Here is a 12,947-nt window from a genome sequence, read left to right as displayed (position 1 = left end):
CCTGGTGGTGGCTATTGCACCGGATCGCTGGTGGGCTGGGCGATGATCGCTTTGAGTTCACTGGTCATGGGGAATTCCAGGTTCAGGCCCTTGGGCGGAATCGGCTGCTGGAACCAGCGCTGGTAAATGCCGTTGATCTCCCCGGAGCGGTACAGGTCCGCCAGGGCGCCATTGACCAGGGCCAGGAACTGCGGGTCATCCTTGCGCACCATGCAGCTGTAGATCTCCCGCGACTGTTCTTCCCCCACCACCACCCAGTTGTGCGGATCCCGGGCCTTGGCCCGCTCGCCGTACAGCAACGCATCGTCCATGTAGAACGCCGCCGCACGCCCCGACTGGAGCATCTGGAAGGCCTCGCCGTGGTCCTTGGCGCTGATCACGAACATGTCGATCTTGTGCTCGACGTTGTAGCTCTTGAGAAAGCGCTCGTTGGTGGTCCCCGCCGTGGTCACCACGTTCTTGCCCCGCAGGTCGGCGAAGCTCTTGATCCCGCTGTCCTTGGCGGTCAGCAACTGGCCTTTGACGTAGATGAAACCGTAGGAAAACGCCACCTGCTTCTGCCGCTCGGCCGTCACCCCGGTGGAACCGCACTCCAGGTCCACGGTGCCGTTCTGCACCAGGGGAATGCGGGTCTGCGAGGTCACCAGGTTGTATTTCACCTTCAGGTTGGGCAGGTGCAACTGCTGCTGGATGCGCTCCACCACCTTGCTCGCCAGCTCCACGGAATAGCCCATGGGCTTGCCGCTGTTATCCCCCACGTAGGAAAAGGGCACCGAGGCATCGCGATAACCCAAGGTAATACTGGCGCTGTTGGCGATCTTCGCCAGGGTGCCCTGCAGAGGCGCTTCATTGGCCTGGGACAGGGCGCTGAACAGCAGCCCCAAGGTGCAGCCGAGCAACGTGATCTTATGCATTGTTATTCTCCGTTGTGGGTAAGGGCAGTTAGCGGCGGGCCGCGATGATGCTGATTTCGACAAGGATCTGCGGGCGCGCCAGGGCCGCCTGCAAGGTGGTGCGCGCCGGCGCCTGGCCGGGGGACAGCCAGGCCGACCAGACTTCGTTCATCACCGCAAAATCGGCCTGGATGTCCTTGAGGTAGATCGTCGCGCTGAGCAGGTGCTCCTTGTCGCTGCCGGCCTCGGCCAGCAAGGCGTCGATCTTCTCCAGCACCTCGCGGGTCTGGCCGCCGATATCGCTGCTGGCCCCCGGCACCTGCCCGGAAAGAAACACCAGTCCGGCAAAGCTCACCGCGCCACTCAGGCGCTCGTTGCTGTGGATACGCTGGATACTCATCTGAAGACTCCTTTTAACGTTCAGGCAACGCGGGGCGTCAGGCCCTGCATGTCGATACTGGTGCAACGCTGGCCGATCAGTTCGCCCAGCAACTGGCCGCTGCCACAGGCCAGGGTGAACCCCAGCGCGCCGTGGCCAAGGTTGAGCCACAGGTTGCGGTAGGCGGTGGCCCCGATCAGCGGCACGCCGCTGGGGGTAGCCGGACGCATGCCGGCCCATTCCACGGCTGCCTGATAGTCACCGGCCTCGGCGAAGGTCTGGGCCGCCTGACGGCGCATCAGGGCCAGGCGGCCGGGGTCTGGCGCCGGGTCGAAACCGACGATGTCGACCATGGCCGCCACCCGCAGTTGCTGGCCGATACGCGCATAGACGATCTTGCGGTTGTAGTCGGTGATGCTGATGTCCGGCGCCCGGTGCTGCGGGCCGATGGGCACGCTGAGGCTGTAGCCCTTGAGCGGATACAGCGGCAGCTGGAGCCCAGGCAGACGCAGTTCGGCGCTGCGGTGCCCGGCCGCCAGCACCAGTTGGTCCACCGGCAACACGCGCTCCCCCAGGTCGATGGCCTGGACCTTATCCCCCCCATGGTGAATGCCCCGCACCCGCTGGCCCAGTAGGATTTCGCAGCGCCCGGAAGCGCGCAGCCGCGTGGCCAGTTGCTGGCAGAAGGCGTGGCAGTCGGCCACTTCTTCATCCGGGGTATAGATACCGCCGACGAAGGGCGTATCCCCCAGGGCCGGTTCCAGGGCCGTGCATTCGGCGGCGCAAAGCACCTGTTGCTGGCCGCTGTCCGCCAGGTTGTGCCGGGCGTGCTCGAAGCTTTTTTGCTCGCGGAAAGTCACCAGCTTGCCGTTGCGCCGCCAGTCGAAGCCTTGTAGGCCATCCTCTTCGCGCCAGCTTTGCAGGGTGCTCTGGCTGAGCAGCGCCAGGCGCAGCAGGTGCGCGCCATTGCGCCGGTTCACCGAGTGCCGGCAAGCACCGAGGAACCCCGCCAGCCAGCGCCACTGCGCCGGGTCCAGGCGTGGCCGCAGCTTGAGCGGAGAGTCGCCCTTGAGCATCCAGCCCAGGGCCTGCCAGGGCACCCCGGCATCGGCCAGAGGCGCCACATAGCGATAGGACAACTGCCCGCCGTTGGCGAAACTGGTCTGGCTGCCCAGGGACTCCTGAGCCTCCACCAGGGTCACCTCAAAGCCCTGGCGGACCAGGGCGTAGGCACTGGCCAAGCCGATGACGCCCCCTCCAATGATGCAAACCCGCTGACTCATGACTGCCCCTGGCCTGTTGGTCGATGGCCCAAGGTTAGGGGCAGGTGACAGGCGCCGGACAATGAATAAAGATGGACCTCCCATAAACAAAGGTTATGGACTGCCCCATGCGCCTTCGTCATATCGAGATTTTCCAGGCCATCCGCCAGACCGGCTCCATCAGCGGCGCGGCGCAGTTGCTGCATGTCTCCCAGCCGGCGGTGACCAAGGTTTTGCAGCACGCCGAACTGCAGTTGGGTTTCCCGTTGTTCCTGCGGGTGCGTGGCAAGTTGCAGCCAACGCCGGAAGCCCTGGAGCTGGAGCGGGAAGTGGACAAGGTCAGCGAGAGCCTGCAAGGGGTACGGCGCCTGGCCCAGAACCTGCGCCGGGCGCCGGGCCACAGCCTGCGCATCGGCGCCACACCGGCCCTGGCCCTGGCCTTGCTGCCGCCCGCCATCAGTGAATGGACCCGCCTTTACCCGGACAGCCTGTGCGAACTGTCCAGCGCCCATAGCCGCGAGCTGGTACAGAACCTGCTGATGCGCGAAATCGACCTGGCGCTGACCCTGCAACCCCCGGATCACCCGGGCCTGAGCGCCCAACCCCTGGCCCAGGGTGTGCTGGTGGCCCTGGCGCCGCTGGGCTTCTGGCCCGAGCACAGCCGCGGCCAGCCCCTGGCGCTGCAGGAGCTGGCGGACGCGCCACTGATTGGCCTGAGCAGCGCCGACCCGTTGTCGGCCCGGCTCGACAGCTACCTCAAGTCGGTGGAGCCGCCGCCGCGGGTGAGCATTGCCGTGCAGACCTATTCCCTGGCCCGGGCCATGGTCGAGTCCGGCGCCGGGCTGGCCCTGATCGACCCCTTCACCGCCCTGGGCGCCTCAACGGCCAACACCGCTATCCGCCCCTTGAGCCCGCCGCTGCCAATCACCCTGTACGCCGTGACCCGCGCCGCAGAACCGCCGCCCCACACCCTGGCCAGCCTGCTGGAAATCTTCGCCCGCCAGGCCCAGGCCCAGCTCGACCGCCCCTTGTAGGAGCTGGCTTGCCAGCGAAAACGCCCGCCAGCCCGGCGCAAATCCAGAGGGCCTCTTCGCCGGCAAGCCGGCTCCTACACCAATCCACAGCACCCCGCCCCGTAGGAGCTGGCTTGCCAGCGAAAGCGTCCGCCAGCACGGTGCTAATCCAGAGAACCCGCTGCGCCGGCCAGCCGGCCGCTACAGGACGTAGAACAGGATCGCGACGAAATGCAGCAGGCTGCCGGCGATCACGAACAGGTGCCAGATGCCGTGGGCATGGCGCAGGCGGCTGTCGAGGGCAAAGAAGATGATGCCCACGGTGTACAGCACCCCGCCCGTGGCCAGCCAGGCGAAGCCGGCTGGCCCCAGGGCCGCCAGCAGCGGCTTGACCGCCACCAGGACGATCCAGCCCATCACCGCGTAGATCACGATGGAGAGAATCCGCGCCTCGGAGCGCGGCTTGATCTCCTGGAGGATGCCGATCAGCGCCAGCCCCCAGACGATGCCGAACAGGGTCCAGCCCCAGGGCCCGCGCAGGGTCACCAGGCAGAACGGCGTGTAACTGCCGGCAATCAGCAGGTAGATCGAAAAATGATCAACCTTCTGCATGATGTTCTTCGCCCGTCCGCGCACGCTGTGGTAGACCGTGGACACGCTGTAGAGCACCAGCAAGGTGAAGGAATAGATCGCCACGCTGACGATCTTCCACGGGCTGCCATCCAGGCTGGCCAGCACCACCAGCCAGATGCCGCCGATAAACGCCGCGATTGCCCCCAGCAGGTGGGTCCAGGCGTTGAATCTTTCTCCGTGATACATCAGTCGCTCACCCTTGAAACATTGAAAAAACACGCAAGGCTCAGGCCTGCAGCTTGAAAGCGCAATATGTCTATTGGGGCGCGGCCGAGAAAAAACCAGCGGCCACGTCCTGACCGATCGGGCATCATCAGCCCCTCCTCAGCAGAGTCCGGACCATGCTCATCGACGAAGAGTTGACCCTGAAAAAGCTCGAAGTGTTTCTGGCCTTCATGCGCACCGGCAACCTGGCCCGCGCCGCCGCCGAGTTGCAGACCAGCAATGTCAGCGTGCACCGGGCCATCCACTCCCTGGAAAATGCCCTGCGCTGCCCGCTGTTCAAGCATGAAGGGCGCAACCTGACGCCCCTGGAAAGCGCCTTCGTCCTGGAGGAACGGGCACAGAAGCTGGTGCAGGACGTGGTCGAGAGCGTGCGCCTGACCCGCGAAGCCGCGGGTTTTTCAGCAGAACGCTTCAAGCTCGGCGCACTTTACTCGCTGACGGTGAAAACCGTGCCGCAGCTGATCATGGGCCTCAAGCTGCGCCGCAGCGAGCTGAACATCGACCTGATCCTGGGCTCCAACATCGACCTGTTGTACAAGCTCAAGAACATGGAGGTGGACGCCATCCTGATTTCCCTGGACGACAGCGCCCATGACCCGGACTGCGAGCAACTGCCGTTGTTTTCCGATGACATTTTTCTCGCCACCCCCGCCGATTCGCCCTTTGCCCAGCAGAGCGAAGTGGACCTGGCCGACGTGCGCGACGCCACCTTCATCACCCTGACCCAGGGCTTTGCCACCCATCAGGACGGGGTGCGAGTGTTCAAGCAGGCGGGGTTCGAACCCAAGGTGGCGATGCAGGTCAACGACATCTTCACCCTGCTGAGCATGGTCAGCTCCGGGGTCGGTTATGCGTTGCTGCCGGGGAGGATCGCGGCGGTGTATGAGAACCGCGTGAAACTGATACCACTGCAGGCGCGCTACCGCCTGCAGCAGCATATCGGCGTGGTGTTTCTCAAGGCCAAGGAGCGCGACCCGAACCTGTTGGCGCTCCTGGCCGAATGCCGGATGTACGCCAACCGCCAAACCCCCTAGAAGCCGGCCGGCCCGGCCTTTTGTAAGAGCTGGCTTGCCAGCGAAAGCGTGCGCAAGAACAGCGCATGCCTCACGGGCCTCTTCGCCGGCAAGCCGGCTCCTGCAGGGGTTAGCCCACCAGGCCGCGGACGATGAAGAACAGCAGCGATGGCCCCAGCAGGCAGCCCAGCCCGGTGTGGAAGGTGGCGGTCAGGGCGCCGTAGGGCACCAGCCGCCGGTCCGTGGCTGCCAGCCCCGCGGTCACGCCGCTGACGGTGCCGGCCAGGCCACCGAAGACCATCGCCGAACGCGGATTGTCCAGGCCCATCCAGCGCGCGGCCATGGGCGTACCCACCATCACCAGGATCGCCTTGATCAGGCCCGTGGCAATCGACAGGGCCACCACGTCGGAGCTGGCACCAATGGCTGCGCCGGTCACCGGGCCGACGATATAAGTCACCGCGCCGGCACCAATGGTGGTCATGCTCACCGCATCGCGATAGCCGAAGGCCCAGGCGATGCTCGCGCCGACAATGAACGGCAGTACCGTACCCAGCAGCAGCGCCACGGCACCGATCATCCCGGCCTTGCGCGCCTCGGTGGCTTGTACTTCAAAGGCCGTGGCGACGATGGCGAAGTCCCGCAGCATGGCGCCCCCCATCAGGCCGATGCCGGAAAACAGCGCCAGGTCCGCCAGGCCCTTCTGACCACCGGTCAGGGTGCCGCCAACCCAGGCCAGGACCAGGCCGATGACAATGGCAATGGCCGATCCGTGTACCCGGCCGAACGTCAGGCGCTTGGACAGCAGCACCGAGACCCACATGATCACTCCGACGAAGGCGAAGGCGGTGACCAGACCGTTGTGCTCCAGGCCTTTCTCGATCAGATCCCACATCTCAGCGCCCTCCTGCCGGTGCGGCTTTCACACCCGGCTCCAGCGGCTCGGCCGGCAGTGGCTCGCCCTTGTGGGTGCGGCTGATGAGGGCGATGGTGCATCCGCAGAGCACCACCGAACCGATGGCCGCCAGCACCGCCACCGGCCCGCCGTGCAGCGCCGTCACCACGTTCTGCTGGGCGGCCATGGCCACCACCACCGGAATGTACATGGCGCCCCAGAAACCCACGCCCATCTCGCAATCCTTGGTCATGCCGCCGTGCCTGTGCATCCACAAACGGGCGCAGATCAGCAGGATCATGGCGATGCCGACTCCGCCGACATTGGATTTCACCCCCAGCAACACGCCGAGCATGTCGCCGATAATCACACCCGCCAGCGTACAGATCGCCAGCAATGCCACACCGTAGATAATCATTGTCGTAGTCCTCAAAGTGCATCGTCGAAGTTGTTGTTCTTGTGCTTCGTCAGCCTGAGTCGGTGCTCTATCGGTCGCGGCTTCCCTCCTCACTCAACAGGGCTTGCAGGGTATCCAGGCGCGCGCCGTCGAAGGCGATCACCGTCCCTTGGGCAAACACCCGGCGGGCCAGCCCGGTCAGTACCGCGCCGGGAGGCAATTCGATCTGCAGGCGCACCCCGCGCTCGTAGGCGCTTTGCACCGTGCCGCGCCAGTCGACGACGCGGCACATGTTGAAGGCCAGGTCATCGCGCAACGCTTCCACGGAGCGCATGGGCCGCGCTCGGCTGCCACTCAGGTAGCCCAGCTTCGGCATTTGCAGGGGTACCTCGGCAAAGGCGGCAGCCAGGGCCTGGGCCGGTTGTTCCAGCAGTGGGCAATGGGACGGCACGCTGACCGCCAGGCGCTTGGCCACACCGACCCCGCAACCCCGGGCCAACTCGGCCACGGCATGCATCGCGGCATCGCTGCCGGCGATCACCACCTGGTTGTCGGCGTTGATATTGGCCAGGTACACCGGCCTCTGCGGGCTGTGGACCTGGGCCAGCAGCCCTTCCACCGCCGCCAGTTCCAGGCCGATCAATGCGGTCATGCCATAGCCCTGTGGATAAGCCTGCTGCATCAACTCACCCCGCAGGCTCACCAGGCGCAAGGCGTCGGCAAACTCCAGGGCCCCGGACACCACCGCCGCCGGATAGGCGCCGATGGACAGGCCCGCCACGTAGTTCACCCGAGTATCGGGCTGCAACAGAGTGCGCGCCGCCGCCACGCCGGCGATCAGCAGGCACAGCTGCACCGCCCGGGTGCTGGCCAGGGCTTGGGGTGAATCCAGCGTCAGTACGTCCTGCCCCAACACATCGCTGGCCTCTTGCAGGCAGGCCCGCGCTTGCGGGCTTTGCGGCAGACGCTGGAGCATCCCCGGCTGCTGCGCGCCCTGGCCCGGAAACACCAGCAGGCTGCTCATGCCGCCTGCTCCTGAGGGTTCCAGGGGTCGCTGACCAGGCGCGCGCCACTGGCGCTCTTGAGCAGAACCCGGGCAGCCGGCCCGGCCCATTCGCGCAGGGCCAGGGCGCCACCGGGCACCTGCAATTGCATATCCACCGGGCAACCGGCGCCGTCCAGCAGCGCCAGCAATTCACGGGCCCGGGCCCGTGGCAGAGGCTCCGGCGTACGCAGGATCAGGTCCAGGTCGCTGTGCTGATGCAAGGCCGCCACGCCGCTCGCCAGCTCGAAACCGGCACTGCCACTCACGCCCCAGATCCACTCCAGGGCATCCAGTTCATCGCGCAAGTGCTGCAACGCCTGCAACGCCGGCCATGGGCCCTGGGGCGGTACATGACACAGCTGCTCGGGGCGCACCCCGCGCTGCACGGCTTGCAGATCCAGCAGCGCCGGATAGCGCTGTTCCCGGGAAATACCGCGCAAACCCACCGCAACCTGCCCCGGTGCAGTCAGGGCCCGGCGCACCACCACCGGCTGCCCGGCCTCCAGCACCGCATGGGCCCAGGCCGGCGCATCGCCCGGCAACTGCGCCGGGGTCATGCCCCACAGCAGGTCGTGGGGCAGCCAGGGGCCGCACCCGCTCACCACTGCTCCCGCAGCAACTGCCGGACTCGGCTCGACGCCGCCCGGTTCACCGCGCCCAGACGGCTGCCGAGGTCGACGCCCTTGGCCCGCACATCGGCAATCGCCGCCAACAGGCATTGATTGACCCGGGCCAGATCCTCCGCCGTCGGCTGCTCAATCTGCCGCACCGACAGGGTTTCCCACAGCAGGCCCAGGCCCGCGTAGCTGTCGATGTCATAGGCCATGGGCGGCACGCTGGCGGCCAGGGCTTCCAGCTCCTCGACGCTGCGCAGGGTCACCCGCGCCGCCGAGGCCTTGCCCATGGCGTGCACCATCACCCCCGGGTCACGCAGGGCGATCAAGCGGTTGGCCTGATACCCATGGGCCAGAAAGGCCCCGGACATGGCCTTGCCCACCAGCAGGGCGATCACCGGGTGCCCGGCCAGGCGGGCCCGGGCATAGCTGTCGGCGGCGCCCGCCAGGGCCTGATGAATGCCCAGCGCCTCTTCGCGCCGGCCATAGGCCTGGCTTGGCACATCGACAATGGCGATCAGCGCCCGCTTGTGCTCCTGGTCCTGATCGGCGCGGATCACCTCATCCACTGCCTTCGCCAGCCCCCAGCCTTCCAGCAGGCCGACCTCGCCCTGGCGGGCGCGGGGAAAACGGTTGTCGGGGTCAGGCACTACCGCAATGAAGCGCGCCGGCTGCCCGTCCAACTGGCCGTCGGCAACTTTCAAGGAAGGTGGCAGGCCGCTCACGGGGGTCGCATCGCCACTCAAGGCGTCGAACCAGTTCAGGCCCCGCAGGGAACTAGCAGTCATGGGCGGTCTCCTTGATACAGGTCGCGAACCGTCGCCGCATCGATTTGCGGCGTCGTGTCCAGGCGGGACAGACGTTGCAGGTACAGCTCGGCCTCGCGGCTGCGTTGCCGCGACGGCAAGCCCAGGGCCAGCAGCTCACGGACCTGGGCCTGGATCAGTGCCACATCGTCAGCCACGTAGCGGTCCACCAGGCCACTGGCGAAACGCTGCTCGCCGCCGGTCAGGCTCCAGATGAAAGGCCGGTCCCGGGAGTCGTATTCCTCAAGGCCCGCTTCCTGCTCGATCACCTGCGGGCCGTTGAGCCCCAGGCGCGCTTCCTGGGTGACCACGAGATAACTGCACAAACCGGCGGCAATCGACATGCCGCCAAAGCAGCCGACGCTGCCGGCCACCACGCCGACCACCGGCTGGTACTGGCGCAGGTCGACGATTGCCGCATGAATGTCGGCAATCGCCGCCAGCCCGAGGTTGGCTTCCTGCAGGCGCACGCCGCCGGTTTCCAGCAGCAACACGGCGCGGGTCGGGATGCCGTTGCGGTTGTCCTCGGCGGCCAGCTCCAGGGCGCCGGCAATCTTCGCCCCGCCCACTTCACCGAGGCTGCCGCCCTGGAAAGCGCCTTCGATGGCAGCAATCACCACCGGCGAACCCGCGATGCTGCCCTTGGCGATCACCACCCCGTCATCAGCCTGGGGCACTACGCCCTGGCGCTCCAGCCAGGGCGACATGACCCGCTGGAACGGGTCCAGCAACTCACGAAAGCTGCCGGCATCCAGAAGTGCCCGGGCCCGCTGCCGAGCACCCAGCTCGACGAAGCTGTGCTTGTTCAACAAGAGTGCGCTGTCAGTCATGGCCGATCTCCTCGAAGCCCTGTTCCAGGCGCAGGCGCACCACCCCGGGGGTGGCGCCGAAATCATGGATGTCGATCAACAGCGCCGGCGGCGTCTGGCCGTCGAACATGCGCTCGAACAGGTGCTGCCAGCGCGATGCGCTGCCGTTTACCGAGGTCTGTACCTGGATGCTCAATTTGCCGGGCTGCCCCGGCTCCAGCAGCACTTCCAGGTCGCCGGAGCCGACACAGCCCACCAGGGCGCGGCCACGGCCGGGCTGGCCGGCGGGGAATTCAAAGGACAAGGTTTCCATCAGTTCGCTCCTTGGTTAACAGCATCGCCGGATTCGATCCGGTCCAGCAGCAGGCTGGCCGCCAGCAAGTCGGCAGCGCCGCCGGGCGAGGCATTCAAGGTCAGTAGTTGCAGATCCAGTTCATGCAGGCGACGACGCCCGGCCAGGGTGGCGCTGCCACCAGCATCGAGCACCGCCCGGGCCCCCTGCTGCATGGCCTGCAGGCCCAGCTCACCGGCGCGATAGAGCACGCAGGTGTCCGCCAGCCGGCTCATGATCGCCAGCAAGGCATCGAGCCGGGCATTCTGTTCGCCATGGCCCTGGGCGCGGCTGCGCTTGAGCTGCGGCAGCCCCAGTTGCAGCACGGCGGGAAAGCCTTGCTGGGCTTCTTCGCGGGCACCGCGCACGCCGTAGCGCAGCGCCACCTGGGCGCCATGGCTCAAGGGGCGTGGTGCATAACGGTCTTCGAGCAAGGCCAGGCGCGCGGCCCGCAGCGCGACACTGCCGGCACTCGTGGCTTGAGGTTCCAGCGCGGCGGCGGCCACCAGCAGCCCCAGGGCCCAGATCGCCCCGCGATGGGTGTTCACCCCGCCGGTGGTGGCGAGCATGGCCTGCTCGCCTTCTCGGCCAATGCGCCCCAGGGCTTCACGCAGGGGCAGGCCCACTTCCCCGAGCAGCAGGGCAGCGTCGGCCATTTCCTTGAAGGCCGGCCACAGCGACAGCGCCGAGGCATGCATCAGGCCCAGGTGCAGGTCGGTGTGGGCGCCATTGCCACGGCGGTCCACCAGGGCCGGCTTGGGCGACAGGTCGGCCTCGTCGATCAGCGCGTCCACCGCCAGGTCCGCCAGGCGCTCGGCCAGGCTCGGGGTGGGTGATTGCAGGTTGAATGCGTGCATTACCAGCTCCTGAACTTGGCGGGCGGGTTGTACAGGCCACCGGACCACTCCACCAGGTCGGCCACGCTTTTCGCCGCCAGCAGCTCGCGGCTGGCGTCGGTGCGGCGGATGCCCAGGTCTTCCGGCAGGGCAATCAGGCCTTCACGGCGCATGCGCGCGGTGTCCTTGGGGTTGTGGCGCAAGCCGATGGCGGTAACCCCGGCCACGGCGGCGATCATCGCCTGGCGCTCTTCCAGGGAACGGGCCTTGTACAGGTAGGCGATGCCTTCCTCGGTCAGCAGGTGGGTGACGTCGTCGCCGTAGATCATGATCGGCGCCAGGGGCATGCCGCTCTTGCGCGCCACGTCCACCGCGTCGAGGGTTTCGACGAAGGTCGGTTTGCCGCCTTCCTGGAAGGTTTCCACCATCTGCACCACCAGCTTCTTGCCGCGTTCGAGCATGGCCTGGGGTGCATCGCTCTGATCCTGGCGCATATCGAGCCAGGCCGGGGTGCCGTGGCGGCGCCCGCGGGGGTCGTGACCCATGTTCGGCGCCCCGCCGAAACCGGCCAGGCGGCCACGGGTCACGGTGGAGGAATGGCCGTCGCCATCCACCTGCAAGGTGGCGCCGATAAACAGGTCCACCGCGTACTGCCCGGCCAACTGGCAGAACATCCGGTTGGAACGCAGGGAACCGTCGCGACCGGTGAAGAACACGTCCGGACGCGCGGCGATGTAGTTTTCCATGCCCAGTTCGGTGCCGAAGCAATGCACGCTGTCCACCCAGCCACTTTCAATGGCCGGAATCAGGGTTGGGTGAGGATTGAGGGTCCAGTTGCGGCAGATCTTGCCCTTGAGCCCCAGGGATTCGCCGTAGGTGGGCAGGATCAGCTCGATGGCCGCGGTGTTGAAACCGATGCCATGGTTCAGCGACTGCACGTTGTGTTTTTCGTAGATGCCGCGAATCGCCATCATCGCCATCAGCACGTGCACCGGCTTGATATGGCGCGGGTCACGGGTGAACAGCGGCTCGATATAGAACGGCTTGTCGGCCACCACCACGAAATCCACCCAGGACGCGGGAATGTCGACCCGGGGCAGCTCGCTGACATCGTCCACCAGCTGGTTGACCTGGACGATGACAATGCCGTCGCTGAAGGCCGCCGGCTCGATCAGCGCGGGCGTGTCCTCGGTACTGGGGCCGGTGTAGATGTTGCCGGCGCGGTCGGCCATGAACCCGGCAGAGAGCACCACATTGGGGATCAGGTCCACCACCAGCCGCGCATAGAGTTCGATGTAGGTATGGATGGCGCCGATTTCCAGCAGCCCGTCTTCCAGCAACTGGCTGATGCGCAGGCTCTGGGTGCCGGCAAAGGAAAAGTCCAGCTTGCGGGCGATGCCGCGCTCGAACAGGTCCAGGTGCTCGGAACGGCCGACGCTGGGCATGATCATGTGCAGGTCATGCAGCCTGGCCGGGTCGGCCTTGGCCAGGGAGCGGGAGAGAAAGTCCGCCTGTTTCTGGTTGTTGCCTTCCAGAACCACCCGGTCGCCGGGCAGGATCAGCGCTTCCAGGGCCGCGACGATCTTGTCGGTCGGCAACACCACGCCATCGGCGATGGCCCGCACCTGCTCGAGGCGCCGCTGCTTTTCGCTGCGCCGCCGCGACCAGCGCGCGTCGGGGGAAATTATTGTTGTCATGCTCACTCCACGGGTTCGCTGTCGTGGCAGTCACCTTAGGAGTGAAAACAAGGAGCATCAATCAAGCACGGCGTTGGATCGTTACGCTCAGCGTAATGA

15 protein-coding genes are annotated in these 12,947 nt (G+C 66.5%); 2 read left to right on the top strand and 13 right to left on the bottom strand.

Translation table 11 applies throughout. From position 1 onward, the window contains the following. Nucleotides 1-11: 11 nt before the first annotated feature. From AC1RMG_RS23675 to AC1RMG_RS23665, 3 genes are read right to left on the bottom strand one after another with little or no spacing between them, the layout of a single operon-like run. Nucleotides 12-914, bottom strand: coding sequence for a transporter substrate-binding domain-containing protein (locus tag AC1RMG_RS23675; protein WP_493170389.1), 903 nt, complete (start codon nt 912-914; stop codon nt 12-14). Nucleotides 915-942: 28 nt separating this feature from the next. After that, a complete protein-coding gene (locus AC1RMG_RS23670) occupies nt 943-1,293 on the bottom strand; it encodes a RidA family protein (RefSeq protein WP_011063981.1) in 351 nt (116 codons plus the stop codon). A 20-nt stretch (nt 1,294-1,313) separates the two neighbouring features. Next, a complete protein-coding gene (locus AC1RMG_RS23665) occupies nt 1,314-2,555 on the bottom strand; it encodes a D-amino acid dehydrogenase (RefSeq protein ID WP_072451790.1) in 1,242 nt (413 codons plus the stop codon). A 107-nt stretch (nt 2,556-2,662) separates the two neighbouring features. Here AC1RMG_RS23665 and AC1RMG_RS23660 point away from each other — a divergent pair, with 107 nt between their 5' ends. Next, complete coding sequence (locus AC1RMG_RS23660) at nt 2,663-3,568, top strand: LysR family transcriptional regulator (RefSeq protein WP_047338046.1); 906 nt, start codon at nt 2,663-2,665, stop codon at nt 3,566-3,568. Between the two features lie 180 nt (nt 3,569-3,748). Here the strand turns inward: AC1RMG_RS23660 and trhA are convergent, their stop codons facing one another. Continuing rightward, nucleotides 3,749-4,366: a PAQR family membrane homeostasis protein TrhA gene (gene trhA, locus AC1RMG_RS23655; RefSeq protein WP_011063984.1), complete on the bottom strand. Its 618-nt coding sequence runs from the start codon at nt 4,364-4,366 to the stop codon at nt 3,749-3,751. A gap of 155 nt (nt 4,367-4,521) precedes the next feature. Between trhA and AC1RMG_RS23650 the strand changes: the two genes are divergently transcribed. Then, nucleotides 4,522-5,439 (top strand): LysR family transcriptional regulator, encoded by a 918-nt coding sequence (locus AC1RMG_RS23650; RefSeq protein ID WP_015637350.1) that lies wholly within the window; start codon nt 4,522-4,524, stop codon nt 5,437-5,439. A 109-nt stretch (nt 5,440-5,548) separates the two neighbouring features. Here the strand turns inward: AC1RMG_RS23650 and madM are convergent, their stop codons facing one another. The 9 genes from madM to mdcA all read right to left on the bottom strand — a co-directional run bounded on the left by madM (nt 5,549) and on the right by mdcA (nt 12,848). Beyond that, complete coding sequence (gene madM, locus AC1RMG_RS23645; RefSeq protein ID WP_011063986.1) at nt 5,549-6,313, bottom strand: malonate transporter subunit MadM; 765 nt, start codon at nt 6,311-6,313, stop codon at nt 5,549-5,551. Nucleotide 6,314: 1 nt separating this feature from the next. Next, nucleotides 6,315-6,731, bottom strand: a complete 417-nt coding sequence (madL, locus tag AC1RMG_RS23640; RefSeq protein WP_015637351.1) for a malonate transporter subunit MadL — start codon at nt 6,729-6,731, stop codon at nt 6,315-6,317. Between the two features lie 67 nt (nt 6,732-6,798). Next, complete coding sequence (gene mdcH, locus AC1RMG_RS23635; protein WP_493170386.1) at nt 6,799-7,734, bottom strand: malonate decarboxylase subunit epsilon; 936 nt, start codon at nt 7,732-7,734, stop codon at nt 6,799-6,801. After that, nucleotides 7,731-8,357, bottom strand: a complete 627-nt coding sequence (locus tag AC1RMG_RS23630; protein WP_065365094.1) for a malonate decarboxylase holo-ACP synthase — start codon at nt 8,355-8,357, stop codon at nt 7,731-7,733. Before AC1RMG_RS23630 ends, mdcH begins: the two co-directional genes overlap by 4 nt. Beyond that, nucleotides 8,354-9,157: a biotin-independent malonate decarboxylase subunit gamma gene (gene mdcE / locus AC1RMG_RS23625; protein ID WP_015637354.1), complete on the bottom strand. Its 804-nt coding sequence runs from the start codon at nt 9,155-9,157 to the stop codon at nt 8,354-8,356. Before mdcE ends, AC1RMG_RS23630 begins: the two co-directional genes overlap by 4 nt. Next, complete coding sequence (locus AC1RMG_RS23620) at nt 9,154-10,005, bottom strand: biotin-independent malonate decarboxylase subunit beta (protein WP_493170384.1); 852 nt, start codon at nt 10,003-10,005, stop codon at nt 9,154-9,156. Before AC1RMG_RS23620 ends, mdcE begins: the two co-directional genes overlap by 4 nt. Continuing rightward, nucleotides 9,998-10,297, bottom strand: a complete 300-nt coding sequence (locus tag AC1RMG_RS23615) for a malonate decarboxylase subunit delta (protein ID WP_015637356.1) — start codon at nt 10,295-10,297, stop codon at nt 9,998-10,000. Before AC1RMG_RS23615 ends, AC1RMG_RS23620 begins: the two co-directional genes overlap by 8 nt. After that, nucleotides 10,297-11,172, bottom strand: a complete 876-nt coding sequence (locus AC1RMG_RS23610; RefSeq protein WP_015637357.1) for a triphosphoribosyl-dephospho-CoA synthase — start codon at nt 11,170-11,172, stop codon at nt 10,297-10,299. Before AC1RMG_RS23610 ends, AC1RMG_RS23615 begins: the two co-directional genes overlap by 1 nt. After that, a complete protein-coding gene (gene mdcA / locus AC1RMG_RS23605) occupies nt 11,172-12,848 on the bottom strand; it encodes a malonate decarboxylase subunit alpha (RefSeq protein ID WP_015637358.1) in 1,677 nt (558 codons plus the stop codon). The genes AC1RMG_RS23610 and mdcA overlap by 1 nt, the downstream gene beginning before the upstream one ends. Between the last annotated feature and the right edge of the window lie 99 nt (nt 12,849-12,947).

This window comes from Pseudomonas sp. GW822-FHT04H02, from assembly GCF_058800645.1.
Note: the sequence above shows the minus strand (reverse complement) of the source record. Positions and strands in the feature narration are given on the sequence as shown.

Coding starts and splice junctions, on each gene's coding strand:
- AC1RMG_RS23675 (WP_493170389.1), bottom strand. CDS start 914: ATGCATAAGATCACGTTGCTCGGCTGCACCTTGGGGCTGCTGTTCAGC.
- AC1RMG_RS23670 (WP_011063981.1), bottom strand. CDS start 1,293: ATGAGTATCCAGCGTATCCACAGCAACGAGCGCCTGAGTGGCGCGGTG.
- AC1RMG_RS23665 (WP_072451790.1), bottom strand. CDS start 2,555: ATGAGTCAGCGGGTTTGCATCATTGGAGGGGGCGTCATCGGCTTGGCC.
- AC1RMG_RS23660 (WP_047338046.1), top strand. CDS start 2,663: ATGCGCCTTCGTCATATCGAGATTTTCCAGGCCATCCGCCAGACCGGC.
- trhA (WP_011063984.1), bottom strand. CDS start 4,366: ATGTATCACGGAGAAAGATTCAACGCCTGGACCCACCTGCTGGGGGCA.
- AC1RMG_RS23650 (WP_015637350.1), top strand. CDS start 4,522: ATGCTCATCGACGAAGAGTTGACCCTGAAAAAGCTCGAAGTGTTTCTG.
- madM (WP_011063986.1), bottom strand. CDS start 6,313: ATGTGGGATCTGATCGAGAAAGGCCTGGAGCACAACGGTCTGGTCACC.
- madL (WP_015637351.1), bottom strand. CDS start 6,731: ATGATTATCTACGGTGTGGCATTGCTGGCGATCTGTACGCTGGCGGGT.
- mdcH (WP_493170386.1), bottom strand. CDS start 7,734: ATGAGCAGCCTGCTGGTGTTTCCGGGCCAGGGCGCGCAGCAGCCGGGG.
- mdcE (WP_015637354.1), bottom strand. CDS start 9,157: ATGACTGCTAGTTCCCTGCGGGGCCTGAACTGGTTCGACGCCTTGAGT.
- AC1RMG_RS23620 (WP_493170384.1), bottom strand. CDS start 10,005: ATGACTGACAGCGCACTCTTGTTGAACAAGCACAGCTTCGTCGAGCTG.
- AC1RMG_RS23615 (WP_015637356.1), bottom strand. CDS start 10,297: ATGGAAACCTTGTCCTTTGAATTCCCCGCCGGCCAGCCCGGCCGTGGC.
- AC1RMG_RS23610 (WP_015637357.1), bottom strand. CDS start 11,172: ATGCACGCATTCAACCTGCAATCACCCACCCCGAGCCTGGCCGAGCGC.
- mdcA (WP_015637358.1), bottom strand. CDS start 12,848: ATGACAACAATAATTTCCCCCGACGCGCGCTGGTCGCGGCGGCGCAGC.